Consider the following 25,589-nt stretch of genomic DNA (forward strand, 5'->3'; position numbering starts at 1 on the left):
CTTCGTCTTCTTCTGCTTCGTGGGGTAGTCAGAGGGGGCCGCGTGCCCGCGTGCGGGCGGGCACGCGGCCCGGACGCGTTAGCGGTTGACGGCTTCGAGGGAGCGCAGGGCGTTGTGCGCCTCGGCGACCACGCGCTCGGCGGTCAGGCCGAACTCCTCGAACAGCACCTTGTAGTCGGCGGAGGCACCGAAGTGCTCCAGCGAGACGATCCGGCCGTGGTCGCCGACCAGCTCGCGCCAGCCCTGGGCGATGCCGGCCTCGACCGAGACGCGGGCCTTGACCGACGGCGGCAGCACGCTGTCGCGGTAGGCCTGGTCCTGCTCCTGGAACCACTCGAAGGACGGGACCGAGACCACGCGGGTCGCGATGCCCTCGGCCTCCAGGACCTCGCGGGCCTGGACGGCCAGCTGGACCTCGGAGCCGGTGCCCAGCAGGATCAGCTGCGGGTCGCCGTTGCCGGCCTCGGCCAGCACGTAGGCGCCCTTGGCGGTGCCCTCGGCGGAGGCGAAGACCTCGCGGTCGAAGGTCGGGACGTTCTGGCGGGTGAGCGCGAGGCCGACCGGGCCGGGGTGGCTGGTCTGGCGCTCGATCACGGTGCGCCAGGCGACGGCCGTCTCGTTGGCGTCGGCCGGGCGGACCATGGCCAGGCCCGGGATGGCGCGCAGCGAGGCCATGTGCTCCACCGGCTGGTGGGTCGGGCCGTCCTCGCCGAGGCCGATCGAGTCGTGCGTCCAGACGTAGGTGACCGGCAGCTTCATCAGCGCGGCCAGGCGCACGGCCGGGCGCATGTAGTCGGCGAAGACCAGGAAGGTGCCGCCGTACACACGGGTCTTGCCGTGCAGGGCGATGCCGTTCATGGTCGAGCCCATGGCGTGCTCGCGGATGCCGAAGTGGATCGTCCGGCCGTACGGGCTGGCCGACTTCAGCGGGTTGCCCTCGGGGAGGAAGGAGCTGTCCTCGTCGATGGTGGTGAGGTTGGACTCCGCGAGGTCGGCCGAGCCGCCCCACAGCTCCGGGATCACCGCGCCGAGCGCCTTGAGGGTCTCGCCGGAGGCCTTGCGGGTGGCGACGTCCTTGCCGGCCGGGAAGGAGGGGACGGCCTTCTTCCAGCCCTCGGGCAGCTCGCCGGCCTGGATGCGGTCGAACTCGGCGGCCCGGTGCGGGTTGGCCGCGCGCCAGGCGTCGAAGCCCTGCTGCCACTGGTCGCGGGCGGCCTTGCCGCGCTTGATGACCTGGCGGGCGTGCTCGATGACCTGGTCGCTGACCTCGAAGGTCTTCTCCGGGTCGAAGCCCAGGACCTTCTTGGTGGCGGCGATCTCGGCGGCACCGAGCGCGGAGCCGTGCGCCTTGGCGGTGTTCTGGGCGTCCGGGGCCGGCCAGGCGATGATCGTGCGCATCGCGATCAGCGACGGGCGGGAGGTCTCGGCCTTGGCGGCGGCCAGCGCACCGGCGAGGGCCTCGACGTCGATGTCGCCGTTGGCCTTCGGGGTGACCCGCTGGACGTGCCAGCCGTACGCCTCGTAGCGCTTGAGGACGTCCTCGGAGAAGGCGGTCTCGGTGTCGCCCTCGATCGAGATGTGGTTGTCGTCGTACAGGGCGACCAGGTTGCCCAGCTTCTGGTGGCCGGCCAGCGAGGACGCCTCGGCCGAGATGCCCTCCTCCAGGTCGCCGTCGGAGACGATGGCCCAGATGGTGTGGTCGAAGGGGGACTCGCCGGCCGCCGCCTCCGGGTCGAACAGGCCGCGCTCGTAGCGGGCGGCCATCGCCATGCCGACCGCGTTCGCGATGCCCTGGCCGAGCGGGCCGGTGGTGGTCTCCACGCCCGCGGTGTGGCCGTGCTCCGGGTGGCCCGGGGTGCGGCTGCCGGCCACGCGGAAGGCCTTGAGGTCGTCCAGCTCCAGGCCGTAGCCCGAGAAGTACAGCTGGGTGTAGAGCGTCAGGCTGGTGTGGCCGGGGGAGAGGACGAAGCGGTCGCGGCCGACCCAGGCCGGGTCGGTCGGGTCGTGGCGCAGGAAGCGCTGGAAGATCAGGTAGGCGGCCGGGGCCAGCGACATGGCCGTCCCGGGGTGCCCGTTGCCGACCTTCTGGACAGCGTCCATCGCCAGGACCCGCGCCGTGTCAACCGTGCGCTCGTCCAGGTCGCTCCACTCGAATGCGTTCTTCGGCGCAGTGCTCACCCTGTCTCAGGGCTCCTTCCATTGTGAAGAGTGACCCCGTGAATGGGGACCGGGTCGGCCACGGCGCTGTGGTCCCGACTGTGGATGGTGCCGGTCACGGAGGGTAGATCCCGCTTCTGCGTGCGAGCCTACCGTCCGGGCCGGGGCTCACCCTCCGTGCCGGGACAACCGGGATTTCCGCATGGTGATTCCCACTAGGGCGTTCTGATCCGTTTCGTCCCAGGCTCTCCCGATTCGGCTGGGCGCGCCGCCCGGGTGGTCGGGACGGGTTGCGCGGGCGCCGCGGAGGCGCTTCGTGGCTTCACCCAGTCGGTTGACCCGGGGGCGGGCCGTCCGCCCCGCCGGGGGACCCCGGAGCCGGTTGGGATGTATGGAGCGTCTATGGTGTCGTGGTACGCGCAGAGCGGACGATTCGGGACCCTTCGTTCCTGTGGACGCCTGCGAAGTTTCATCTTCAGTTGGGGTGTTAGTGACCGCCGTCGAAACCCGTCCCGCCGGGGTCACCGGGGCGACTCCTGCGCACCGGCCCATCGGGGCCCGTGTCGGCGCGTTCGTCGCACTGACCAAGCCGCGGATCATCGAGCTGCTGCTGATGAGCACCGTGCCGGTGATGTTCCTCGCCCAGCAGGGCGTGCCGAACATGCTGCTGGTGCTCAAGGTCGTGGTCGGCGGCTACCTCTCGGCGGGCGGCGCCAACGCCCTCAACATGTACATCGACCGCGACATCGACGCACTGATGTCCCGCACCGAGCGGCGGCCGATCGTCACCGGGATGGTGTCCCCGCGCGAGGCCCTGGTCTTCGGCATCGCGCTCGGCGTCCTCTCCACCCTGCTGCTCGGCTTCGGGGTCAACTGGCTCTCCGCCGGACTCGCGCTCGGCGCGCTGCTGTTCTACGTGTTCGTCTACACGCTGGGGCTCAAGCGGCGCACCTCGCAGAACATCGTCTGGGGCGGCATCGCCGGCTGCATGCCGGTGCTGATCGGCTGGTCCTCGGTGACCGACTCGGTGTCCTGGGCGGCGGTCGCGCTGTTCCTGGTGGTCTTCTTCTGGACCCCGCCGCACACCTGGGTGCTGTCGATGAAGGTGCGCGACGACTACGAGCGGGCCGGCGTGCCGATGCTGCCGGTCGTCAAGGGCAACGTGGCGGTCGGCAAGCAGGTCGTCGCCTACTCCTGGGTGATGGTCGCGGTCTCGCTGGCGGTCTGGCCGCTCGGGCACATGAGCTGGCTGTACCCGGTCGCCGCGGTGCTGCTCGGCGGGTTCTGGCTGCGGGAGGCGCACGCGCTGTACGGGCGGGCCAAGGCCGGGATCGTGGGCGCCAAGCTCAAGGAGATGCGGCTGTTCCACTGGTCGATCACCTATCTGTCGCTGCTGTTCGTGGTGTGCGCGATCGATCCGTTCGTGAAGTAAGGCCCCTGTTCTGGTCTGTGCGAAGAGCCCCGGTCCTGGCGGACCGGGGCTCTTCGCGCTTCCTCCCGCTTCTTCGCGCTGCTCAGCGTCCTGGTAGCTCGGACGGGCCGACGTGGTCGTCCAGCCAGTCCTTGAGCGGCTGGGAGGCGCGCAGGAAGGCGGTGATCCGGGTGTGGGCGGTGCGGGTGCCGAGCCACTTCGCGGGTGGCCACTCCTGCCAGGCCACCAGGCCCTTGTGGCGGAGCAGTTCGATCCGCGGGTGGTCCTTCGGGAAGCCGCGCGGGGCGGTCTTGAGGGAGTCCCGGCCGTGGACGTGCGGGCCGTCCTTCTCCACCCGGGCGATCACCCGCTCCAGTTCGGCGCCGCTGACGTCCTCGGCGACGGCGGCGCGGTAGCGGTTCAGCTGGTCCGGGGCGAGCTGGTACATGCCGTTGCCGCAGGCCAGGCCGTCGGCGGAGAGCTGGATGTAGCCGCCGGCCTCCAGGTACGCGCCGATGTGCGTCTTGTACGGGGACTTGTCGGCGCTGAACCGGACGTCGCGGTTGGGGCGGAAGATCTTCCCCGGCCCGAACTCCGGCTCCAGCTCGGCGAGCAGCAGTTCCATGGGCGCCCGTACGACCTCGTCGTACTGCTCCTTGTGGGCCTGCCAGAAGGTCTTGGAATTGTCGGCTTCGAGGTGCTCGTAGAAGTCGAGCGCCTCGGCCGGCCAGCCATTGAACGTCATGGTGTGAGTATGTGTCCCGGTGCACAGGGTGCTCCCGTCGCCAGGTCGCGTACCGGTGGGTAGCATGCGGGCATGAGCAGCGCAGAGACCGCCACCGCCGCCGCGTCGGACGCCCGCACCGAGCGCCGCGCCAAGCGCATCGCCAAGCACCTCACCAGCTTCGCCCAGCAGCACGGCGGCAGCGCCGACGCGGTCGTCGAGTACGTCGGCGGCGTGGCCACCCGCATCGTCGTGGTCGGCGCGGACGGCGCCTGGGGCGACCAGGTCGCCCCCACCTACGCCGTCGGCCGCCGCGCCGCGGAGCTGGCCGGGCTCACCCTGCACGAGAACTTCGAGGGCGAGCTGGGCCTCAAGGTCAAGACCGGCCCGTACGAGTGGAAGCGCATGGCCGGCCTCCAGCTCGGCGGCTGATCGCCCCTCGTTCGAACGCCGACGGCCCGGTTCCTTCTAGGCGGGGGAACCGGGCCGTTGTCGCTGGTCAGGGGCGTCGGACCGACCGGAGAGGGGCGGCGCTATGGTGCGCGCATGCACTTCATCGTTGTCGGCATCCGCACCCTCGTGAACGCGATCGTCGCCGGCGACCCGCTGTGGCCCGCGGTGACGCTCTTCCTGCTGTCCTTCCCCCTGGCGATCGCCGCCGCGCTGGTCCGCGCCCGCCGCAGGCCGAAGTAGGCCCGGCGCGGTACCGGTCGGCGGGCGGGGTAGCCGGACCGTTCGCCGTTTCAGATGGGCAGGTTCCAGCCGGGGCCGTCCTCGTGACCGATCCAGACGCGTTGGCCCGCGCCCGAGACGGTGATCCCGAAGCCGTCCTGGTGCGGCTCGCCGGCCGCCTGCCAGGCTTCGACGGGGCTCTCCACCTGATCACCGCGACTCTTTGTGGTCGAGTGCTCGGGCGGGGCAGGTGGGCCGGTCCAGCCAGGCCCACTGGCTGTTCTCGGTGACGGTGAGGCCGAAACGGTCAGGTGTCGGGCGGTCGTGCTGCTCCCACCAGTGGTGGGCGGCTTCGATCTCGTCCCAGAGGCGGCGGGGGCCGTGCTGCCAGACGGTGAAGTGATCATGTTGTTCGCCATCGTGGTCGACGGCAGCCCAGGAGCGGGCGTCGGTGGTCGCGATCCAGAGCCGGGCGGCGACGCCGTCGACGTCCGGCTCGTCCTCCCAGGCGGTCCACACGTCGCCCAGGCGGAGGCCGAGGGCGAAGCGGGCCTCCCAGTGGTCGCCTGTGATGTTCCACGGTGGCAGCGTGGTTGCGGATTCCTTCGGTACGTGGTCGTCCCGGACGACGTCGCGGAAGATCCGCAGGTCGTGCCGCTGGTTGCGCATCAGCATGAACGCGGAGTGGGGGCTGAAACGGCCCTGGGCCCGATCGCGTTCGACCGTGAGTTTCAGAAGCCCCCAGCAGAGCAGGGGGTTGTCCCAGGGAGTGAGGATGATGCCGCCGGGGCGGGTCTGCTCGATCCACGCCCAGGGCACGCGGCGGACCGAGCAGGTGGAGATGATCCGCTCGTAGGGGCTGCGGTGGGGCCAGCCGAGGGAGCCATCTCCGCAGATCAGGTCCACGTCCAGGCCGGTCGCGTTCAGGGAGGCCCATGCTTGCTCGGAGACGTCGGAGTCGATCTCGACGGAGGTGACGTGCCTGGGGCCGAGTCGGTGGGCGAGGAGGGCGGCGTTCCAGCCGGTGCCGGTGCCGATCTCCAGGACGTTCATCCCGGGCCGGACATCGAGGTCGCGGAGCATGCGGACGACGATGGAGGGGGCGGAGGCGGAGGGCCAGGCATCGGCCGGATCGGCCGGTGCCTGGCCGTCGTTGACCTGGGTGATGACGGGCGCGTCCGCGTAGGCCGCCTCGAACCAGCGCTGGTGGTCGGTGGGGAGGTCGCACGGTCCGTAGCCGCCCTCGTTGTTCTCCAGCCAGATGCGGTCGGGGAGGAAGCGGTGGCGAGGGACTGCGGCGACCGCTTCCTTCCACTCACGGGGGACCGGGCCGTCGAGCGCTTCGTCGACGGCCCGGAGCAGGCCGCGCACGGCGGCCTGCTCCGGTCGATGCACGGGGTCCGTCACTTGTCGCCCTCGTCCTTCTTGTGCTTCGGCTCGGGTGCCGGGCGGGATCCGTCGGGAGACGGCTTGCTCGTGCCGGGGTCCTTCTTGCCCCCGTGCTTGCCGCCGCTGGGCTTGTCGGTTCCCCAACCCATTGGTCCTCCTTGAGTGTTGGTGTGTTTAGTGAGACCGGCCGCGCCGCCGGGGCGGCGGCGCGGCCGGGAGTTCAGCGGGCGCGGTTGATCAGGATCAGGGCCGCGGTGATGACGTGCAGGCCGGCGGCGGTGGAGACCCCGTAGGCGGCCCAGACCCGGGAGGGGTCGGGGATGGGCGGGGGCGGCGGCGCATCGTCGGAGTCGTAAGTGTTGTCCGGCAGTTGTGAGTTCACCGGGGGTTCGGCGTGGGCGTCGCGAGGTCGGCGTGCACGACCTTGCCGAACGGGAGGGGCGTGACGCCCCAGCGGCCGCGGGTGAGCCGGTGGACCATCGCCAGCCCCCGGCCGGATGTGGCGTCGGGCCCGGCCTGGACCATCACGGGCATCGAGCGGGAGCCGTCACCGACCAGGATGCGGACGATCCGGTCGCTCGGACGGCGGACGCCGATGAGCATGCGGGTCTGGCAGCCGGTCTTGATGGAGTTGGTGGCCAGTTCGCTGACGATCACGACGGCGTCGTCCACCAGGTCGTCCAGCCCCCATTCCCGCAGCTGCGCGCAGACGAAGCGCCGAGCAGCGCCCACTGACTCGGGCCGGTAGGGCAGGCAGACGGTCGCCAGTTCGGCGAGCTCACCATCAGCGGACTCGTTGTCCGCGACTGCCGGAGGGCAGCGCGGCTGCTCCCTGTCGACGTCTGAGACTGTTGGCAGCGCGCTGAGTGGAGACATCGAGGTCACTCCCTCGGGTGGTCCGATTGATCCCTCCCTGGACCCTGATCTGCCAGCGAGGTATTCCTAGTTCACCGGCCCGGGGCGGCGCGTGGGGCCGGAGCGACCGGACGTTTCACCGGACGTTTGGGCTAGGCCGAAGTCTCCGACTCCTGGGGGGTTCCATGGCGGCACGATCACTCGCCGGACTGAGGAAGGCTGCTGGATACACGCAAGAGAGCTTTGTCGCAGCGTTCCTCGACATGGCGCAACGTATGGATGTCCGAGCTGCGGTGAGTGTCCGCCACCTCAGGAGGTGGGAGTCTCCCGGCCCGCCACTGCCGCATCCTGGCCAGCAGGCTGTCCTCGAAGCATTGTTGGGCGTTCCGCTTGATGAGCTGGGCTTCACGGTGCCGCCGGAGCGGGCCCATAGCATCCCGAGCAGCGGGTGTGAGGAGGGCGCAGTGCAGCGGCGACAGTTTGTTGTAGATGTCGGAGTGCTTCTTGGGGCTTCCGTTCTCGCTCCTGCGCGTACCGGTCGCCGGATTGGTGCGGCCGATGTTCGGGCGTTCCGGTCCAAAGTTGCTGACCTGTACGCCATCGATCACACGCAAGGCGGCCGGATCGCCCGGCAGGCTGCCGCGCGCGTTCTGCAGAGCGTTGAGAAGGCAATGACCGGGGGGATTTACATGGCCCCGGTCGGACGTGACCTTCACGCCCTGGTCGGAACGCTGTTTTCCCATCTTGGCTGGATTGAGTTCGACGCGGGCAGGATGGTTGCTGCCCGCGCGGCATGTACTGAGGCACTGACCTCGGCCCGTCTGGTGGGTGACCCGCTGTTGGAAGTTCGTGCGCTCGACAGCCTGTCCTTGGTCGCCGTTGAGCAGAGACGGCCCTGGGAGGCGATTGCGGCTGCGACCGCCTCCGGGGAGATCGCGCAGAGACACGGAGGGCCGAAGGTCAAGTCAGTGGTCGCTCTGCGGCAGGCGCGAGCGCTTATGTCTGCTGGTGACCACACAGGCGCCCGCCGAGCCCTCTCCCAAGCTCTGAGGTGGCAAGACCGATCGGACAACGACACTGATGCACCGCCATGGACCGCATTTGCAGGTCAGGTCGAGGTCGACTACGCAACTGCCGCGTGGCATGTCGAAACTGGGCAACTTGCCTATGCCATCCCGTTCCTTCAATCTGCGGTCGACCTGCTCGGCCCGACATACAGCCGGAACGCGGCGCTGTACCGCGCACGCCTCGCCGAGGTGCTCATGAAGGCTGGCAATGTTGAGGAGGCTTGCGCAGAGGCGGTAGCCAGTGCCAGTGCGGCGAAGGGAATGACCTCGGTCAGGCTGGCGGACCGGTTGCGTTCGGTGGCGTCGTTGGCCGCCCGAGTTGATACGGCGATGGCGAGAGACTGCGTTGAGGAACTTCGATCGCTTGGGGTTTCGGCTCGGAAACAGGGGACGGTGTGACGGTGGCGGTTCGGCTGTTGGATGGCGAGCAGGCGGTCGAGGTGGAGGGGCAGTTGAGGGAGGTGTTCGCGGAGGCATTCGCGGAGCCTCCTTACGGCGAGGGGCCGGCCGATGTGGGGCGGGCGTTTCGTCGGTTCCGTTCGCAGGCGCGTCGGCGGGGTTTCCGGGCGGCGGTCGCCTTCGACGGCGACACGGTTGTGGGCATGGCGTACGGCTACCCTCTGTCGGCGAACACCGGATGGTGGGACACCCTGATCGATCCTGTGCCCGAGGACCTCAGGCACGAGGACGGAAGGCGCACGTTCGGTCTCTTCGAGCTCGCGGTCCGGCCCCGGTGGCGCCGCCAGGGTGTCGCCACTCGTATGCATCGCGTCCTCGTCGATGGCATCGACAACGCCAGGGTGATGCTGAACTCCCGACCGGATGCGACTGCGGCCCAGGCGGCCTACCGAGCGTGGGGCTACAGGCGCGTCGGGTCGGCGATCCCCTGGGAGGGCGCGGCTCGGCACGACGTGATGGTCCTCGAACTGACCCGCCCGGCGGCGCGAGTGTGAGATCCCGGTCGATGCCGCCCCACGCGGTCGACACCTGCTGTGACAGGGTAGGGGCCCCACCGTGATGGCGGGTGTCGCTCCCGCGGGCCAGGGGTGGCATCCGTTGACGTCAGACAGTCGATGAGGTGGATGATGCCGAGGCGTGACTACGAGAATGACCCGAACGCGCCCGAGGCGAACTCGCTGGTCCCGGCCGCGTCCGTGGTCGTGGTCGACGATGCGGGCCGTGTCCTGCTCCAGCGGCGCACGGACAACGGGATGTGGGCGCTGCCCGGCGGCAGGATGGACATCGGGGAGTCGCTCGCTGGTTGCGGTGTCCGCGAGACCCGTGAGGAGACCGGCATCGACATCGCGATCACCGGGATCGTCGGGACCTACACCGACCCGGGCCATGTGTTCGCCTACGACGACGGCGAGGTCCGCCAGGAGTTCTCCATCTGCCTCCTCGGACGCCCGATCGGTGGGGAGTTGCGGGTGTCCGATGAGTCCCACGAGGTGGCGTGGTTCACCCCGGACGAGACGGACGGGCTGCCGATGGTGTCGAGCATCCGCAAGCGGCTGGCCGACTGGCGCTCCGGAGAGATCCCCGTGGTGCGCTAGCCACCTTTGACCGTAACGGCGAAGGCCCCCATCCGACTTGGATGGGGGCCTTCGGTGATGCTCAGACTGCGGCGGTCTGGGGGGTCTGGGTGGGGAGGTGGTCGGCGGCCTCCGCCGTCTCGCGGGTGCGGAGGGCGAGGGGGATGCGGAGGGCGGCGATCCAGGTCAGGGAGGCTCCCAGCATGTGGAGGCCGACCATCAGCTCGGGGGCGTCGGTGAAGTACTGGATGAAGCCGAGGACGCCCTGGAGGAGCAGGACGGCGAGCAACTCCTTCGCGCGGGCCTTGGCGGCCGGGGGGGCCTTGATGGCCGCGAAGACGAAGATCATCGCGATGGTGAGGCCGACCGAGACGAACGCCAGGTCTGCGTGGAACTGGGCCAGCCTGTCGTAGTCGAGCGGGATGCGGGGGACGATCTTGTTGTCCTTCGGCGTTCCCGGGTGGTGGCCGGCGCCGGTGACCAGGGTGCCCGCCGCGACGAGCAGGCCGACCACCGTGACCAGGACGTAGGAGAGCTGGTGGATGGGACGGGCGACCGTGAGCTTCGCCGGGCCGTCGCCTTCCTTGCTGCGCTCCCACATCAGCAGCGCCACCCAGACCAGCGCCATCGCGGCGATCATGTGCAGTGCGACGGTGTACGGGTTGAGGCCCGTCAGCACCGTGATGCCGCCGAGGACGGCGTTGCTCATCACGAGCCAGAACTGGATCCAGCCGAGCTTGGTCATGCTCCGCCGCCAGGGGCGGTGGCAGCGCGCGGCCAGGATCGCCCAGCCGACCGCCGCGCTCAGCACGTACGTGAGCATCCGGTTGGTGAACTCGACGACGCCGTGGAAGCCCATCTCCGCCGTGGGCGTGAGGCTCTCGGCGGTGCAGCGGGGCCACGTGGTACAGCCGAGGCCGGAGGCGGTGAGCCGGACGGCGCCGCCGGTGACGACGATCACCACGCTCATCACCAGCGCGGCGAACGTGGCGCGCCGGACCATCGCGGCGGAGGGCTGCCAGCGCTCGGCGAGCAGGGAGAAGGGGTTCAGCACGGGCTCCATCGTAGGCGGCCTTACGGGCGATCTTGGGGCGGGGCGCGGGCTGCGGCCGCCGGTGATCAAAGCGGACTGTTCGGACAAGGCGGTCAGTGGTCTTGACCATTCACCCGTTTGGCCGAAAGAGTGCGGATTGGTCCATACCTTTTTCCGGGCCCATCCCACTTCCCGCACGTAAGCGGAGATCCTGCACATGCGCATACCCACCTCCGCCGCCGCGCTCGCGGTCGGCGGCTCGCTCGCACTCGCCGCCCTGATCGCGCCGGCCGCCCAGGCCGCCGGCACCGTCGCTGCCGACGAGCAGTGCCGCAGCCTCGGGGTCGCCAACCTGTACGGCGAGTTCATCGAGGGCGACGACACCCACACCCCCGACGCCGAGGGTGCCGTCGCGGTCGGCGGCAACGCCGACTTCACCGGCGGCTTCTCCGTCGGCCAGGAGCTGACCGCCGCCGAGGTCGACGCCCTGCCCGGCAGGAACGCACTGGTCGTGGCCGGCAAGATCACCGGCCACAACACCCAGGTGATGAAGGGCAACGGCGTCTACGGTTCGAAGGCCGACGGTGCCGTGGTCGAGGCTCACCAGGGCAAGATCGCCCAGGGCGCCTCGCCGATCGACTTCAAGGCCGAGTTCGCCAAGCTGCGCGCCGCTTCCACCGCGCTGGCCGCCGTGCCGCAGACCGCCGGGGCCACCGTCCAGGCCAAGGGCACCGAGCTCACCTTCACCGGCGGGGACGCCACGTACAACAGCTTCACCGTCGACGCCGGGAAGCTCCAGGGCGCCAAGGACGTCTTCGTCAAGGTGCCGGCCGGCTCGGTGACCGTCATCAACGTGACCGGCGGCTCGTACGACATGGCGGCGGCCGGGACCACCGGCTTCCACCTGTGGGACGAGGGCAGGTCGGCCTTCCTGCTGGACGACAAGAACCTGAGCGCGGCGGGTGGCGCGATTCGGGCCAAGCTGCTCTGGAACTTCCCCACCGCGACCAAGGTGGTCAAGAACAGCAAGGCCGCCTGGGCCGGGACGGTGCTCGCACCCAACGCCGCCTTCGAGCTCGGCAGTGGCGGCCCGGTCAACGGCTCGGTGATCGCGGCCTCGCTGACCGGCAAGGGCGGCGCCGAGACCCACCACTACCCCTTCACCGGCTGCCTGCCGGGGACGCCGGTGCCGACCCCGACCGGTACGCCGACCGTTCCGCCGGTGGTGCCGAGCGGTTCGCCGTCGGTGACGTCGAGCGGTTCGGCGAGCCCATCGGGCAGCCCGTCGGGTAGCCCGTCCGCGCCGACGAGCGGCAAGCCCAGTGCGGGCGGTTCGGCGAGCCCGTCGGCCTCCGCTTCGACGGGTGGCCCGGCCGCCCCGGGTTCGGTGAGTCCGTCCGCCCCGTCGAACGAGGGCGGCAACCTGGCGCACACCGGCTCCGGTCCGGTGCTGCCGCTGGCGATCGGCGGCGCCGTGGTGCTGGCGGCCGGTGGCGGGATCGTGGTCGCGGCCCGGCGCAAGGCCGCGAAGCGGGCCTGAGAGGTCTGAACGGCCTGAACGGCCTGAACGGCCTGAGCGGTCCGAGCGTCCGTTGACGTGCGTTCGTCGATATGTCGGCAGGGCGCCCCCGGTGGTTGAACCTGATCACCGGGGGTGCTGTCCTGTGTCACTGGACCTTGACCGATTGCCACCGAGGCTTGACCGCTGCCGAGTTCGTGCCAGCGGACGTTGACGGCCGTGCCACCCCCCCCGGTCGTGCGGCCAGGACCTGGGACGGGCGGGGCTCCCTAGGGCTGCGTCCGAGGACGCCACAGCTCACGGTAGTCGGGGTCGTCGTGGTAGATCTGGGCAAGGAGTCTGACCGCCGCTCCGAGACCGGCGGCCCGGCCGGCGTCGAAGTCCTTGCTGGTGGCGGCCGCGTCCGGCACGTCGAGATGTGCAACTGGCGCGTAGAGGTCTGTGACCGCGCGAACCATGTCGATCATTGGGATCGTGCTGTCGAGGTGCACGTCCGTGTCGGGGGGAGCAAGCGACGTGATCATCACGATGTTGTGCTCGTCCGCGTCGAGTTTCGCTCGCACGAACTGGATGAGGCCATCGTTCATGGCGATCATCCTGGCCGACGGCCGCGCGGTGCGTGAAGCCCTGTGTCTGTCGCCGCACGCCCGGTGGATGGCTGTTGAGCAGGGCGGTCAGGATTCACTGGCAGAAACGCACGTCGGTCAACGTTCAGTGGCAGAAACGCACGTCGGTCAAGGTTCAGTGGCACGGAACAGGCGCCGTTGTGTGCTGAAAGTGACCAAGTTCATTCAAGTTTGCCGAATCCGCGTTCTGCGAGGTGGCGGCTGTGATGGGCTGGTCGAGCACATCCAGGAACGCACGGACAGACGAAATCCGGTCGTACGGCGGGGTGTGGCGAGGTGTGGGAGTGCCGGTAGAGTCCCCCGGACATGTCGTAGTGGGCCACCGCGAACCACTTCAACCCGCCTGCTGCGCAAGACCGTTCGGAGGGGAACAGGGTAATGGCGCGACAGCAGCGGCACATTCGGATGGGCGCGGCGGCACTCGCCGGTACGGCGGCGGCCGGAATTCTCCTGCCGCTGGCGCTGGCCACCAACGCCTCGGCACACGTGCCGACCTGGTCGGTGACCTGCGACAAGGTCGTGGTCGACCTGATCAACTACAGCCCCAAGCCTGACGTGAAGAACACCGTCAGCCTGACCATCGGTGACGAGAAGGTCGTGGACGCCCAGGGGTTCCCGGCGGAGTTCCACGGCAAGTACCCGGTGAAGGACCACGACGCCCCGATCGTCGCCCACCTGGTGGTCAAGACCACCGAGACCCCGGCGGAGAAGGGGTGGAACATCGACGAGACCAAGACCATCGCGCCGTGCCACACCCCGACGCCGACCCCGACGCCGACCGTGACCCCCACCAAGACCCCCACCCCGACGCCGACCCCCACCACCACCCCGACGCAGACGCCGACCGGCACCCCGTCGGCGACGCCCACTCCGAGCGGGACCCCGTCGGCCGGCCCCACCCCCAGCCGGACGACCCCGGCCGCCCCCGCCCCGGTGCCCAGCACCAGTGCCCCGGCGCTCGCCCAGACCGGTAGCAGCGACGCCACCCCGATGATCGCGGCGGCCGGTGGCGGCGTGCTGCTGGTCGGTGGCGCGCTCGTGCTGCTCGCCCGCAAGCGCCGCGGTGGCAGCCAGGGCTGACCCCCGATGATCGGCTGAAATGCCGGACGCCCCCGACCAGTTGAGGTCGGGGGCGTCCGGCATCGACGGGGAGGCGGCTACTCCCAGCGGAAGAACCGGGCGGCCGCGGCCAGCCCCAGGACGGCCCAGCCGGCCAGGATCCCGAGGTCCGACCAGGGCACCCCGGCGCCGTGCTGGAGCACCGAGCGCAGCCCGTCCGAGAGCGCCGAGATCGGCAGCAGCTCCAGCACCGACCGTACGGCGTCCGGGAACTTGCTCAGCGGCACGATCACCCCGCCGGCCAGCAGCAGCAGGATGAACACCAGGTTGGCGGCGGCCAGGGTGGCCTCGGCCTTGAGGGTGCCGGCCATCAGCAGGCCCAGGCCGGAGAAGGCGGCGGTGCCGAGGACCAGCAGGGCGGCGACGGCCAGTGCCCCCTGCGGGGTGGCGAGCCCGTGCGGGGACCAGCCGAGGGCCAGGGCGATCACCGACAGCAGGGCGACCTGCAGCACCTCGGTGACCAGCACGCAGCCGGTCTTGGCGGTCAGCAGCGTCCAGCGCGGCAGCGGGCTGGCGCCGAGCCGCTTGAGCACGCCGTAGCGGCGCTCGAAGCCGGTGGCGATGGCCTGCCCGGTGAAGGCGGTGGACATCACGGCCAGTGCGAGCAGGCCGGGGGCCAGGAAGTCGACCCGCTTGCCGGGGCCCTCCACGGCGACGACGTCCACGGCGGAGAACAGCACCAGCAGCACGGTCGGGATGACCACGGTGAGCAGCAGCTGCTCACCGTTGCGCAGCAGCATCCTCGTCTCGAAGGCGGTCTGGGCGAGCAGCATCCGGCCGACGGGTGCGGCGCCGGGCTTCGGCGCGTACGTACTCACGAGCGGAGCTCCCGTCCGGTCAGGTCGAGGAAGACGTCTTCGAGGCTGCGGCGCTGCACGGCCAGCCGTTCGGGCAGGATGCCGGAGGCCGCGCACCAGCCGGTGACGGCGGCCAGCAGCCGGCTGGGGTCGAGGGGGGCCTCGACGCGGTAGCTGCCGGGGGCGGTCTCGGTGCCGGTGGCGCCGGCGGGCAGTTCCTTGAGCAGCGGGGCGAGGTCGAGGCCGGGCGGGCCGTCGAAGCGCAGGGCGTCCTCGGCGCCGCCGCGGCACAGCTCGGTCACGGTGCCGTCGGCGATGACCCTGCCGCGGTCCACGACGGCGACGCGGTCGGCGAGCTGTTCGGCCTCGTCCATGTGGTGGGTGGTGACGACCACGGTGACGCCGTCCCGGCGCAGGTCGCGGACCAGGTCCCAGGTGGCGCGGCGGGCCTGGGGGTCGAGGCCGGCGGTGGGTTCGTCCAGGAAGACCAGTTCGGGGCGGCCGACCACGGCCATCGCGAGGGCGAGCCGCTGCTGCTGGCCGCCGGAGAGCCGGCGGTAGGTGGTGCGACCGCAGGAGCCGAGGCCGAGGCGCTCGACCAGGGCGTCCACGTCCAGCGGGTGGGCGTGCAGCTTGGCGGTGTGCCGGAGCATCTCGACGGCGCGCGCGCCCGCGTACACGCCCCCGGACTGGAGCATCACGCCGATCCGGGGCCGCAGGGCGGCGCTCTGGGCGACCGGGTCGAGGCCGAGGACACGGACGGTGCCGGCGTCGGGGCGGCGGTAGCCCTCGCAGGTCTCGATGGTGGTGGTCTTGCCGGCGCCGTTGGGGCCGAGGACGGCGGTGATCGCGCCGGTCGCGATGGTCAGGTCGAGGCCGTCCACCGCGGCCTTGTCACCGTAGCGTTTGACCAGCCCGGCGACCTGGACCGCGGGTACGGGGTTCATACCGGCGAGTCTAAGAGGGCCGAACGCCCGGGCCGGACATCGGCCTTGGTGATCGTTTACGCAGGTCAGGTAAGGCTTGCCTGCGTGACAGATGACACGAGTGAGGCCTGGATCACGGCTTGTCCTGTCGGAAGTAATTACGCAACACTGGTGTTGTGAAAAACATGCGCGAGCACACCCCGCAGCAGGAGGCCGAGTCGGCCCCCGGCTTCGACGTGCCCGTGACGGCGGCCGAGGTGCTGCTGGAGGGCCACCGGGCCACCCGGGACCGGGTCGCCCGGTCGATCCTGGACCACGGCCCCTCCTCCGCCGCCGACCTGGCGACCCGGCTCGGCCTCACGGCCGCCGCCGTCCGCCGCCACCTGGACGGCCTAGCCGCCGCCCGTCTGGTCGAGTCCCGCGAGCAGCGGGTCTACGGCAGCCGGGGCCGGGGCCGCCCGGCCAAGGTCTTCGCCCTCACCGACGCCGGCCGGGACGCCTTCTACCAGGCGTACGACCAGCTCGCCGCCGACGCCCTGCGTTGGATCGCGGACTCGGTGGGCGGCGGCGAGGCGGGCGAGGAGGCGGTCGCCGCCTTCGCCCGCGCCCGCTTCGGCAAGCAGGCCGAGAAGTACCTGGAGACCCTGCGGCAGGCCGAGGTCCAGGACCGCCCGGAGGCCCTTGCCCAGGCGCTGAGCGCGGACGGGTACGCTGCCACGGTGCGGCGTGTCCCGTCGGCCGTGGCCAAGGCCCCGGCGGGCGCCCAGCTCTGCCAGCACCACTGCCCGGTCGCGCACATCGCCGAGCAGTTCCCGCAGCTCTGCGAGGCGGAGACCGAGGTCTTCTCCCAGCTCCTGGGCACCCATGTGCAACGGCTGGCCACCATCGCCCACGGCGACGGGGTCTGCACCACCTATGTGCCGGCACCCGGTGCCGCATCGTCGCCCGCCCAGCGCACCGCGGGCCACGGTTCCGATGCGGCGCCGACTGCCAGTACATGAAAACTCCGCGTCCACCGAAGATTCAGCGTCCGCGCGTTAGGAAGCTCGCATGACTGACACCGTTTCGCACCCCGAGCTCGAAGGCCTCGGCAATTACGAGTACGGCTGGGCCGACCCGGACACCGCCGGTGCCGCGGCCAAGCGCGGGCTCAGCGAGGAGGTCGTCCGCGACATCTCGGCGAAGAAGAACGAGTCCGAGTGGATGCTGAACCTGCGGCTCAAGGGCCTCAAGCTGTTCGGCAAGAAGCCCATGCCGACCTGGGGCTCCGACCTCACCGGCATCGACTTCGACAACATCAAGTACTTCGTCCGCTCCACCGAGAAGCAGGCCGAGTCCTGGGAGGACCTGCCCGCGGACATCAAGGCCACGTACGACAAGCTGGGCATCCCGGAGGCGGAGAAGCAGCGCCTGGTCGCCGGTGTCGCCGCCCAGTACGAGTCCGAGGTCGTCTACCACCAGATCCGCGAGGACCTGGAGGAGCAGGGCGTCATCTTCCTGGACACCGACACCGCGCTGCGCGAGCACCCGGAGATCTTCAAGGAGTACTTCGGCACCGTCATCCCGGCCGGCGACAACAAGTTCGCCGCGCTGAACACGGCGGTGTGGTCCGGCGGCTCGTTCATCTACGTGCCGAAGGGCGTGCACGTCGACATCCCGCTCCAGGCCTACTTCCGGATCAACACCGAGAACATGGGCCAGTTCGAGCGGACGCTGATCATCGTCGACGAGGACGCCTACGTCCACTACGTCGAGGGCTGCACCGCGCCGATCTACTCCTCCGACTCGCTGCACTCGGCGGTCGTCGAGATCATCGTCAAGAAGGGCGGCCGCTGCCGCTACACGACCATCCAGAACTGGTCGAACAACGTCTACAACCTGGTCACCAAGCGCGCCGTGGCGTACGAGGGCGCGACCATGGAGTGGGTCGACGGCAACATCGGCTCCAAGGTCACCATGAAGTACCCGGCCGTCTACCTGATGGGCGAGCACGCCAAGGGCGAGACCCTGTCGATCGCCTTCGCGGGCGAGGGCCAGCACCAGGACGCCGGCGCCAAGATGGTGCACATGGCGCCGAACACCTCGTCCAACATCGTCTCCAAGTCGGTGGCGCGCGGCGGCGGCCGGACCTCCTACCGCGGTCTGATCGAGATCGGTGAGGGCTCCAAGGGCGCCAAGTCCAACGTGCTGTGCGACGCGCTGCTGGTCGACACCATCTCCCGCTCGGACACCTACCCGTACGTGGACGTCCGCGAGGACGACGTGTCCATGGGCCACGAGGCGACCGTCTCCAAGGTCAGCGAGGACCAGCTGTTCTACCTGATGAGCCGCGGCATGACCGAGTTCGAGGCGATGGCGATGATCGTCCGCGGCTTCGTCGAGCCGATCGCGCGCGAGCTGCCGATGGAGTACGCGCTGGAGCTCAACCGGCTGATCGAGCTGCAGATGGAGGGCGCGGTCGGCTGACGACCGGCCGTACCGCCGCCATCCATCCGGAATTTCTGAGGAAGAGAGCACTACGAACAGCCATGGCTGACGTTCAGAACACCACCGGCTCCACCACCGCCGGTTCGATCGAGGTCGGCACCGCCGGCGCGGGCGCGCAGCTCGCCGGCCCCGGCACCGGCCGGACCACCGTGCACCAGCCGATCGACGCGCGCGTCGCGGTCAAGCCGTCCTTCGACGTGAACGACTTCCCGGTGCCCACCGGCCGCGAGGAGGACTGGCGGTTCACCCCGCTGCACCGCCTCGCCGGCCTGCACGACGGCACCGCCGCGGCCGGCGAGCGGGGCGAGGACAAGGTCGAGTTCGCGCTGCCGGACGGCGTCACCGCCGAGACCGTCGGCCGCGACGACGCCCGGCTCGGCAAGGCCGGCACGCCGGTCGACCGGGTCGCCGCGCAGGCGTTCAGCGCGTTCGAGCAGGCGCTCGTGGTCACCGTCCCCAAGGACGCGGTGCTGACCGAGCCGGTCCGGATCGACGTGCGGGCCGAGGGCGGGGTCCGCTTCGCCCACGTGGTGATCGACGTCAAGCCGTTCGCCGAGGCCGTCGTGGTGCTCAACCACGAGGGCACCGGCACCCGGGCCGCCAACGTCGAGGTGCTGGTCGGCGACGGTGCCAAGCTCACCTTCGTCTCGGTGCAGGACTGGGACCGGGACGCCGTCCACGTCGCCCAGCACAGCGCGCTGGTCGGCCGGGACGCCTCGTTCAAGTCCGTGGTCGTCACCTTCGGCGGCGACCTGGTCCGCCTCCACCCGCGGGTCAACTACGCCGGCCCCGGCGGCGAGGCCGAGCTGTTCGGCCTCTACTTCGCCGACGCCGGCCAGCACCTGGAGCACCGCCTGGTCATCGACCACGACACGCCGCACTGCCGGTCGAACGTGGCGTACAAGGGCGCGCTGCAGGGCCAGGACGCCCACGCGGTCTGGGTCGGCGACGTGCTGATCCGCGCCGCCGCGGTCGGCACCGACACCTACGAGCTCAACCGGAACCTGGTGCTCACCGACGGTGCCCGGGTCGACTCGATCCCGAACCTGGAGATCGAGACCGGCGAGATCGTCGGCGCCGGCCACGCCTCGGCGACCGGCCGCTTCGACGACGAGCAGCTGTTCTACCTGATGGCCCGCGGCATCCCGGCCGAGGAGGCCCGCCGCCTGGTGGTCCGCGGCTTCTTCGCCGAACTGCTCCAGCAGATCGGGGTGGCCGAGGTCCAGGAGCAGCTCATGGTGAAGATCGACGCAGAGCTGGAAGCGGCGGTCTGATCCCGATGAGCTTCCTGCGTGCCTGCGCGCTGAGCGACCTCCAGGAGGACGTTCCCAAGCGCGTGGACCTCAATGGCGTGCCGGTCACGGTCGTCCGCACCGACGAGGGGGTGTTCGCGATCAACGACACCTGCTCGCACGCGAACGTCTCGCTCTCGGAGGGCGAGGTCGAGGACTGCATGATCGAGTGCTGGCTGCACGGCTCCAGCTTCGACCTGCGCACCGGCAAGCCCTCCGGCCTGCCCGCCACCAAGCCGGTCGCTGTCTACCCCGTAAAGATCGAAGGGGACGATGTGCTCGTCTCCGTCAACCAGGAGTCCTGAGTACCCATGGCAACCCTTGAAATCCGCGACCTGCACGTCTCCGTCGAGGCCGAGAACGGCCCGCGCGAGATCCTGAAGGGCGTCGACCTGACCGTGAAGCAGGGCGAGACCCACGCCATCATGGGTCCGAACGGCTCCGGCAAGTCCACCCTGGCCTACTCGCTGGCCGGTCACCCCAAGTACACCGTCACCGGCGGCAGCGTGCTGCTGGACGGCGAGGACGTCCTGGAGATGTCCGTCGACGAGCGCGCCAAGGCCGGCGTCTTCCTGGCCATGCAGTACCCGGTCGAGGTCCCCGGCGTCTCGGTCTCCAACTTCCTGCGCACCGCCGCCACCGCCGTCCGCGGCGAGGCCCCCAAGCTGCGGCTGTGGGTCAAGGAGGTCAAGGAGGCGATGGCCGCCCTGCAGATGGACCCGGCCTTCGCCGAGCGCAACGTCAACGAGGGCTTCTCCGGCGGCGAGAAGAAGCGCCACGAGATCCTCCAGCTGGAGCTCCTCAAGCCGAAGATCGCGATCCTCGACGAGACCGACTCCGGCCTGGACGTCGACGCGCTGCGGATCGTCTCCGAGGGCATCAACCGGGTCCGCTCCACCGGCGAGGTCGGCACCCTGCTGGTGACCCACTACACCCGCATCCTGCGGTACATCAAGCCCGACTACGTCCACGTCTTCGCGGGCGGCCGCATCGTCGAGTCCGGCGGCGCCGAGCTGGCCGACAAGCTGGAGAACGAGGGCTACGAGGCTTATGTGAAGGGGGGCGCTTCCGAGTGACCCATACCCCGCTGTCCGGCCTGCTCGACACCGACGCGATCCGCAAGGACTTCCCGGTCCTGCAGCGGCTGCTCCACGACGACAAGCCGCTGGTCTACCTGGACAACGCGGCGACCTCGCAGAAGCCGCGCCAGGTGCTGGAGGCGCTGAACGCCTACTACGAGCGGCACAACGCCAACGTCCACCGCGGCGTGCACGTGCTCGCCGAGGAGGCCACGGCCCTGTACGAGGGCGCCCGCGACAAGGTCGCGGCCTTCGTCAACGCGCCGAGCCGCAACGAGGTGATCTTCACCAAGAACGCCTCCGAGTCGCTCAACCTCGTTGCCAACATGCTCGGTTGGGCCGACGAGCCGTACAAGGTCGACGCCGACTCCGAGATCGTGATCACGGAGATGGAGCACCACTCCAACATCGTCCCGTGGCAGCTGCTCTCGCAGCGCACCGGTGCGAAGCTCAAGTGGTTCGGGCTCACCGACGAGGGCCGGCTCGACCTGTCCGACATCGACGAGCTGATCACCGAGAAGACCAAGGTGGTCTCCTTCACCCTGGTCTCCAACCTGCTGGGCACCGTCAACCCGGTCGAGACGATCGTCCGCAAGGCCCAGTCGGTCGGCGCGCTGGTCGTCATCGACGCCTCGCAGGCCGCGCCGCACATGGTGCTCGACGTCCAGGCGCTGGAGGCCGACTTCGTCGCCTTCACCGGGCACAAGATGCTCGGCCCGACCGGCATCGGCGTGCTCTGGGGCCGCCAGGAGCTGCTGGAGGACCTCCCGCCGTTCCTCGGCGGCGGCGAGATGATCGAGACCGTCACCATGGGCTCGTCCACCTACGCCCCGGCGCCGCACAAGTTCGAGGCCGGCACCCCGCCGATCGCCCAGGCGGTCGGGCTCGGCGCGGCCATCGACTACCTGTCGGCCATCGGCATGGACAAGATCGCCGCGCACGAGCACGCCATCACCGAGTACGCGGTGGAGCGCCTGCTGGAGGTCCCCGACCTGCGGATCATCGGTCCGCGCACGGCCGTGGACCGCGGCGCCGCGATCTCCTTCACCCTCGGCGACATCCACCCGCACGACGTGGGCCAGGTGCTGGACGAGCAGGGCGTCGCCGTGCGCGTCGGACACCACTGCGCGCGTCCGGTCTGCCTCCGGTACGGAATTCCGGCGACCACGCGGGCGTCGTTCTACCTGTACTCGACGCCGGGCGAGGTCGACGCGCTGATCGACGGCCTGCACCACGTCCGGAACTTCTTCGGCTGACGGGACAGGGCAGGACGATCATGAAGCTCGACTCGATGTACCAGGACATCATCCTGGACCACTACCGCAACCCGAAGGGCAAGGGGCTGCGGGACGGCGACGCCGAGGTGCACCACGTCAACCCGACGTGTGGCGACGAGATCACCCTGCGGGTGAAGCTCGACGGCGCGACCGTCGCCGACGTCTCGTACGAGTCCCAGGGCTGCTCGATCAGCCAGGCCAGCGCCTCGGTGCTGAACGAGCTGGTGGTCGGCAAGACCGTCGGCGAGGCGCAGGCCGTCCAGGAGGCCTTCCTGGAGCTGATGCAGAGCAAGGGCCAGGGCGAGGGCGACGAGGAGGTGCTGGAGGACGCGGTCGCGTTCGCCGGCGTCTCCAAGTACCCGGCCCGGGTCAAGTGCGCCCTGCTCAGCTGGATGGCCTGGAAGGACGCCACCGCCCAGGCGCTCGCCAAGCACCCCGCCGTGAACGACTGACCCGCAGAGGAGGACAAGACCATGAGTGACGAAACCCCCTCCACTGCGGAGGAGCAGACCGGCACCGTCATCGTCGGCACCACGGCCGGCACCGTCTCGGTCGAGGACCTGACCGAGGCCCTGATGGACGTCGTCGACCCCGAACTGGGCATCGACGTCGTCAACCTGGGCCTGATCTACGGCATCCACATCGACGAGTCCGATGTGGCCACCATCGACATGACGCTCACCTCGGCGGCCTGCCCGCTGACCGACGTCATCGAGGACCAGGCCAAGACCGCCACCGACGGCCTGGTCCAGGACCTGCGGATCAACTGGGTCTGGATGCCGCCGTGGGGCCCGGACAAGATCACCGACGACGGCCGCGACCAGCTGCGGGCGCTGGGCTTCAACGTCTGACCGACGGGCCATTCGTCAACCTGCTGCCGCGCGAATCCTGTGGGTTCGCGCGGCAGTGGTGTATCCGGGTGGGTGCTTCGCCCGGCGTCGGGTGAAAACCCGCGCGTGATCCGGTGTGTTGGGGAAAGTCCGCCGCCGTTCCCCACCATCCACCCCCCACCCGCCTGCGGCGGGTGCCCGCCCCGGCCCTCGCCGGGTGCCGTCCGGCCCTGGTGGAACACGTCTCAGGCTGCGATCTGCGCAGGCCGACGGCCGGTCATCGCGGAGCGCAGGGCAGTTCGGACTCGGGCGGCACCTGCGGTGGCCACGTCCACGCCCTGGTGGGTCGTGGGGGTTCGGGCGGTGAGCCCGGCGCACGGGCGGCAGATGCCCGGTCGTGGCACGGGGTCGTGGCACTTGGCGCACTCGGCGTAGCGGGTCAGTGGCCGTGCAGCGGGCCGGGCGGGCGGCATCTTGTGCACCAGGCGGTAGCGGAGCACGGCGGCAGGCGAGTGCACCGGGGTGGGCAGGCCCGGCAGCAGGGCGTTCGTGAGGTCGGCGTTGGTCGCGCCGCGCTGCAGCCATTGCGCCACCAAGGGGGCCAGCTCCCGGGCCTCGGCCTCGCCCAGGCGCAGCCGGGGCTCGGGACGGATCACCCGGAACAGCGTGGCCACCGCTTCGCGGATCTCGGGTGGTTCCTCCTCGCCTCTCCGGTCGCTTTCGCCTGCCGGGCTCGGGGGGAGGGAGGGTTCTTGGTGCCGGTCCTTTACAACAGGGCTGCCAGCACGGCCGGTTGCCGTTGCACCGGGCGCCGGACGGGTGGCACCCGGGCGCGCGAGCTGCGGGGTGTCGTAGACGTGGGTCTCGGTGATGATCGTGCCGTCCGGCATGCGGAGCTTCTCGACCCGGTAGTACCCGGCCTCGGTCAGCTCCTTCAACGCCTTTCGGACGGCGCCGCGCCCCTGGGGGCTGCTGTCGGCCATGTGCCGCCCGTCCTCGCGCCAGCCGTCGGGGCGGGAGAGGAGATCCGCGAGCAGGCCGCGGGCGGTGTAGCTCAACCGCCGGTACTGGAGAACGGCGTTGGGTAGCACGGTGAAGTTGCGCACGTGGGCGCTACGATGGATGCGCATCGGGAGGTCTAGCTCCTGTTGCCGGACCCCGGGGTGTTGGTAGCACCGCCGGGGTCGCCTATTTTCGGTTGGATTACGGAACGTACCACAATGCCCAGATGGTCAATCCGCCTCCGCCGAAGCAAATCTGACCTTCGATCAGACATAGTTGCTTTCTGGCGAGGCCGTGGGTAGTTGGTGTCGTGGTTTGCATGTGGATGATCGGGCGGCCGAGTTGCCCTGCGACTTCCACGCCGCACCTTGCGTGGGGAGGTACTCGGCCGAGAGCGGAGCGTGGAGCGCCTGGACAAGGCGCTGGCCGAGCTGGTCTGAGGCTCGAAGGCCCGCGGGCCATGGTGGGCGTGCGGGCCCTGTTCGCTCTATGGACTCTTCCTCCTCCAACTCGACCGTCCCGGAGGGGATCTCCCACATCCCACCCATGTAGTCTTCGGGGTCGCGCCGCACGAGCGCCTCCGACCGCCTAGCGATCCGGCTCGGCGACGTTCCACTCCCGAGGCAGGTCTTCGCCGCAGAAAACGCAGACGAAGTCCTCCTCCCGCACGATGTTCAGTTCCCGGCAGGAGCGGCAGCGGCGGAAGGTCACCTCATGCGTGAAGCCGGACGGGCGCTGGACCCCGATCCGGTCCAGGGCCTCGGCCACGGCCGGCCATGAGATGACGTCCGGGCAGTAGCCGGTCGACTGGTTGCTGACCTCCTCGACCGCCCACCGCCCGGACTCCTCATAGAAGCTCATCTCACCGGCGCTCAGCACCTCTTCGCCGCCGGCACACACCACGTGCTCACTGCGGCGCGGAGCCAGTCGCAACATCCCGCCGACATCGACGACGAACGTGAATGGCTCGGCCAGCTCATCCGGCGTCAGCTCGGAGGCCCACACGCCGAAGTCGACCGCCGAGCGCATGCTCCGGCCCTCGCCACCCGCCCGGACGAGATCCTTCAACTCGGCCGGGCCCACATACCGGTACGTCCGCCCCCGGGTCTCCATGCTCGCCAACCTAGCCCCTCACACAGCGAGGACCTGGGGAATTACCTGACCACAGCCCTTGAGGAATTACGTGACCGTCCACAGTCCGGGCTGCTGGTACAGCGGGAGCTGGTTCATGGGGCAGGTGGAGCCGGGGCGGTCGAACTCGGTGGCGCCCTCGGCGATCAGGGCCTGGTGGAAGCGCTCGATCGGAAGGCCGTCGAGTTCATCCGGTTTGTAGGTGAGCGTCAACCCGTACCAGGACGGGATCACCCCGTCGGGCATCTCGGTGACCTCCAGGCCGGGTATCCGGGCGATCTGGCCGGTTAGGTAGCGGGCGATCTCGGCCCGTCCGGCGAGGTAGCCGTCGAGGCGGGCGAGCTGGTCGTGGGCGATGGCGGCGGCGAGGGGGTGGATGCGGAGCTTGAGGCCGGCCCCGGTGACCGCGTACCGCGCGAGCGGATGGCCTTCCGGGTGCGGGCGCTGGGCTTCAACGTCTGAGGTCTTCGCCGTACCGAACGCCGCTGCCCGGGACTCCGGGCAGCGGCGCTTCTGCGTCTGTGCTTCGCCTGTCGTGGGGTGAACACCCGCGCGTGATCTGGTGGTTGGGGGTAGGTCCACCGCCGTTCCCCACCATCCACCCCCCCACCCGCCTGTCGGCGGGTGCCCGCCCCGGGCCTCGCCGGGCGCCGTCCGGCCGTGA

At 70.1% G+C, this 25,589-nt stretch carries 30 protein-coding genes; 16 read left to right on the forward strand and 14 right to left on the reverse strand.

All coding sequences use genetic code 11. The features are described from left to right. Positions 1–78: 78 nt before the first annotated feature. Positions 79–2,178, reverse strand: coding sequence for a transketolase (gene tkt / locus AB0F71_RS20390; RefSeq protein WP_360236119.1), 2,100 nt, complete (start codon positions 2,176–2,178; stop codon positions 79–81). A gap of 463 nt (positions 2,179–2,641) precedes the next feature. Here tkt and AB0F71_RS20395 point away from each other — a divergent pair, with 463 nt between their 5' ends. Beyond that, positions 2,642–3,589, forward strand: coding sequence for a heme o synthase (locus AB0F71_RS20395; protein WP_360236122.1), 948 nt, complete (start codon positions 2,642–2,644; stop codon positions 3,587–3,589). A gap of 82 nt (positions 3,590–3,671) precedes the next feature. Here AB0F71_RS20395 and AB0F71_RS20400 read toward each other — a convergent pair whose 3' ends face one another. Next, a complete protein-coding gene (locus AB0F71_RS20400) occupies positions 3,672–4,313 on the reverse strand; it encodes a DUF2461 domain-containing protein (protein WP_360236125.1) in 642 nt (213 codons plus the stop codon). A 72-nt stretch (positions 4,314–4,385) separates the two neighbouring features. Here AB0F71_RS20400 and AB0F71_RS20405 point away from each other — a divergent pair, with 72 nt between their 5' ends. Then, positions 4,386–4,724, forward strand: a complete 339-nt coding sequence (locus tag AB0F71_RS20405) for a hypothetical protein (protein ID WP_360236128.1) — start codon at positions 4,386–4,388, stop codon at positions 4,722–4,724. A gap of 114 nt (positions 4,725–4,838) precedes the next feature. Next, a complete protein-coding gene (locus tag AB0F71_RS20410; RefSeq protein ID WP_360236131.1) occupies positions 4,839–4,985 on the forward strand; it encodes a hypothetical protein in 147 nt (48 codons plus the stop codon). Positions 4,986–5,035: 50 nt separating this feature from the next. Here the strand turns inward: AB0F71_RS20410 and AB0F71_RS20415 are convergent, their stop codons facing one another. The 5 genes from AB0F71_RS20415 to AB0F71_RS20435 all read right to left on the reverse strand — a co-directional run bounded on the left by AB0F71_RS20415 (position 5,036) and on the right by AB0F71_RS20435 (position 7,229). Beyond that, a complete protein-coding gene (locus AB0F71_RS20415) occupies positions 5,036–5,170 on the reverse strand; it encodes a hypothetical protein (RefSeq protein ID WP_360236134.1) in 135 nt (44 codons plus the stop codon). 4 nt (positions 5,171–5,174) lie between these two features. Further along, complete coding sequence (locus tag AB0F71_RS20420; protein ID WP_360236137.1) at positions 5,175–6,371, reverse strand: methyltransferase domain-containing protein; 1,197 nt, start codon at positions 6,369–6,371, stop codon at positions 5,175–5,177. Then, on the reverse strand, positions 6,368–6,502 hold the full coding sequence (locus AB0F71_RS20425) for a hypothetical protein (RefSeq protein WP_360236140.1): 135 nt from the start codon (positions 6,500–6,502) through the stop codon (positions 6,368–6,370). The genes AB0F71_RS20420 and AB0F71_RS20425 overlap by 4 nt, the downstream gene beginning before the upstream one ends. A 71-nt stretch (positions 6,503–6,573) precedes the next feature. Then, entirely contained in the window at positions 6,574–6,735 is a 162-nt protein-coding gene (locus tag AB0F71_RS20430; protein ID WP_360236143.1) for a hypothetical protein, read from the reverse strand. Beyond that, the gene (locus tag AB0F71_RS20435) at positions 6,732–7,229 is read right to left on the reverse strand and encodes an ATP-binding protein (RefSeq protein ID WP_360236146.1); all 498 of its coding nucleotides are present in this window, start codon (positions 7,227–7,229) and stop codon (positions 6,732–6,734) included. The genes AB0F71_RS20430 and AB0F71_RS20435 overlap by 4 nt, the downstream gene beginning before the upstream one ends. Before the next feature lie 443 nt (positions 7,230–7,672). Here AB0F71_RS20435 and AB0F71_RS20440 point away from each other — a divergent pair, with 443 nt between their 5' ends. From AB0F71_RS20440 to AB0F71_RS20450, 3 genes are all read left to right on the forward strand, one after another. Continuing rightward, positions 7,673–8,674, forward strand: a complete 1,002-nt coding sequence (locus AB0F71_RS20440) for a hypothetical protein (protein ID WP_360236149.1) — start codon at positions 7,673–7,675, stop codon at positions 8,672–8,674. Between the two features lie 2 nt (positions 8,675–8,676). Beyond that, complete coding sequence (locus AB0F71_RS20445) at positions 8,677–9,228, forward strand: GNAT family N-acetyltransferase (RefSeq protein ID WP_360236152.1); 552 nt, start codon at positions 8,677–8,679, stop codon at positions 9,226–9,228. A 132-nt stretch (positions 9,229–9,360) separates the two neighbouring features. Next, a complete protein-coding gene (locus AB0F71_RS20450; protein ID WP_360236412.1) occupies positions 9,361–9,828 on the forward strand; it encodes an NUDIX domain-containing protein in 468 nt (155 codons plus the stop codon). Positions 9,829–9,889: 61 nt separating this feature from the next. Here the strand turns inward: AB0F71_RS20450 and AB0F71_RS20455 are convergent, their stop codons facing one another. Beyond that, on the reverse strand, positions 9,890–10,870 hold the full coding sequence (locus AB0F71_RS20455) for a COX15/CtaA family protein (RefSeq protein ID WP_360236155.1): 981 nt from the start codon (positions 10,868–10,870) through the stop codon (positions 9,890–9,892). A gap of 187 nt (positions 10,871–11,057) precedes the next feature. Here AB0F71_RS20455 and AB0F71_RS20460 point away from each other — a divergent pair, with 187 nt between their 5' ends. Next, entirely contained in the window at positions 11,058–12,380 is a 1,323-nt protein-coding gene (locus AB0F71_RS20460; RefSeq protein ID WP_360236158.1) for a choice-of-anchor A family protein, read from the forward strand. A 248-nt stretch (positions 12,381–12,628) separates the two neighbouring features. On the opposite strand, the gene AB0F71_RS20465 is transcribed toward AB0F71_RS20460, so the two are convergent. Beyond that, the gene (locus AB0F71_RS20465; RefSeq protein WP_360236161.1) at positions 12,629–12,946 is read right to left on the reverse strand and encodes a DUF6221 family protein; all 318 of its coding nucleotides are present in this window, start codon (positions 12,944–12,946) and stop codon (positions 12,629–12,631) included. A gap of 417 nt (positions 12,947–13,363) precedes the next feature. Between AB0F71_RS20465 and AB0F71_RS20470 the strand changes: the two genes are divergently transcribed. Further along, complete coding sequence (locus AB0F71_RS20470; protein ID WP_360236164.1) at positions 13,364–14,065, forward strand: LAETG motif-containing sortase-dependent surface protein; 702 nt, start codon at positions 13,364–13,366, stop codon at positions 14,063–14,065. A 77-nt stretch (positions 14,066–14,142) separates the two neighbouring features. On the opposite strand, the gene AB0F71_RS20475 is transcribed toward AB0F71_RS20470, so the two are convergent. Then, positions 14,143–14,877, reverse strand: coding sequence for an ABC transporter permease (locus AB0F71_RS20475; protein ID WP_360236415.1), 735 nt, complete (start codon positions 14,875–14,877; stop codon positions 14,143–14,145). A 41-nt stretch (positions 14,878–14,918) separates the two neighbouring features. Next, entirely contained in the window at positions 14,919–15,848 is a 930-nt protein-coding gene (locus tag AB0F71_RS20480) for an ABC transporter ATP-binding protein (protein WP_360236167.1), read from the reverse strand. Positions 15,849–16,012: 164 nt separating this feature from the next. Between AB0F71_RS20480 and AB0F71_RS20485 the strand changes: the two genes are divergently transcribed. From AB0F71_RS20485 to AB0F71_RS20520, 8 genes are all read left to right on the forward strand, one after another. Next, positions 16,013–16,828, forward strand: a complete 816-nt coding sequence (locus AB0F71_RS20485; protein WP_360236170.1) for a transcriptional regulator — start codon at positions 16,013–16,015, stop codon at positions 16,826–16,828. Between the two features lie 49 nt (positions 16,829–16,877). Continuing rightward, positions 16,878–18,293: a Fe-S cluster assembly protein SufB gene (gene sufB / locus AB0F71_RS20490; protein WP_360236173.1), complete on the forward strand. Its 1,416-nt coding sequence runs from the start codon at positions 16,878–16,880 to the stop codon at positions 18,291–18,293. Positions 18,294–18,355: 62 nt separating this feature from the next. Beyond that, positions 18,356–19,588 (forward strand): Fe-S cluster assembly protein SufD, encoded by a 1,233-nt coding sequence (gene sufD / locus AB0F71_RS20495; RefSeq protein WP_360236176.1) that lies wholly within the window; start codon positions 18,356–18,358, stop codon positions 19,586–19,588. A 5-nt stretch (positions 19,589–19,593) separates the two neighbouring features. Beyond that, complete coding sequence (locus tag AB0F71_RS20500) at positions 19,594–19,911, forward strand: bifunctional 3-phenylpropionate/cinnamic acid dioxygenase ferredoxin subunit (protein ID WP_360236179.1); 318 nt, start codon at positions 19,594–19,596, stop codon at positions 19,909–19,911. Positions 19,912–19,917: 6 nt separating this feature from the next. Next, positions 19,918–20,682, forward strand: a complete 765-nt coding sequence (gene sufC / locus AB0F71_RS20505) for a Fe-S cluster assembly ATPase SufC (protein WP_030290237.1) — start codon at positions 19,918–19,920, stop codon at positions 20,680–20,682. Next, positions 20,679–21,941 (forward strand): cysteine desulfurase, encoded by a 1,263-nt coding sequence (locus AB0F71_RS20510; RefSeq protein WP_360236182.1) that lies wholly within the window; start codon positions 20,679–20,681, stop codon positions 21,939–21,941. Before sufC ends, AB0F71_RS20510 begins: the two co-directional genes overlap by 4 nt. Before the next feature lie 20 nt (positions 21,942–21,961). Next, on the forward strand, positions 21,962–22,414 hold the full coding sequence (sufU, locus tag AB0F71_RS20515; protein ID WP_360236185.1) for a Fe-S cluster assembly sulfur transfer protein SufU: 453 nt from the start codon (positions 21,962–21,964) through the stop codon (positions 22,412–22,414). A 21-nt stretch (positions 22,415–22,435) separates the two neighbouring features. Continuing rightward, positions 22,436–22,813 carry a metal-sulfur cluster assembly factor gene (locus tag AB0F71_RS20520; RefSeq protein WP_259316762.1) on the forward strand — a complete coding sequence of 126 codons (378 nt, stop codon included), beginning with the start codon at positions 22,436–22,438 and terminating at the stop codon, positions 22,811–22,813. A 224-nt stretch (positions 22,814–23,037) separates the two neighbouring features. Here AB0F71_RS20520 and AB0F71_RS20525 read toward each other — a convergent pair whose 3' ends face one another. The 3 genes from AB0F71_RS20525 to AB0F71_RS20535 form a co-directional block, all read right to left on the reverse strand. Beyond that, positions 23,038–23,922 (reverse strand): hypothetical protein, encoded by an 885-nt coding sequence (locus AB0F71_RS20525; protein ID WP_360236188.1) that lies wholly within the window; start codon positions 23,920–23,922, stop codon positions 23,038–23,040. Between the two features lie 460 nt (positions 23,923–24,382). Continuing rightward, positions 24,383–24,907: a hypothetical protein gene (locus AB0F71_RS20530; RefSeq protein ID WP_360236191.1), complete on the reverse strand. Its 525-nt coding sequence runs from the start codon at positions 24,905–24,907 to the stop codon at positions 24,383–24,385. A 66-nt stretch (positions 24,908–24,973) separates the two neighbouring features. Beyond that, positions 24,974–25,507 (reverse strand): DegT/DnrJ/EryC1/StrS family aminotransferase, encoded by a 534-nt coding sequence (locus AB0F71_RS20535; RefSeq protein ID WP_360236194.1) that lies wholly within the window; start codon positions 25,505–25,507, stop codon positions 24,974–24,976. Positions 25,508–25,589 lie beyond the last annotated feature (82 nt).

Origin of the sequence: Kitasatospora sp. NPDC028055 (assembly GCF_040637885.1) — a bacterium.
Classification (GTDB): Bacteria; Actinomycetota; Actinomycetes; order Streptomycetales; family Streptomycetaceae; genus Kitasatospora.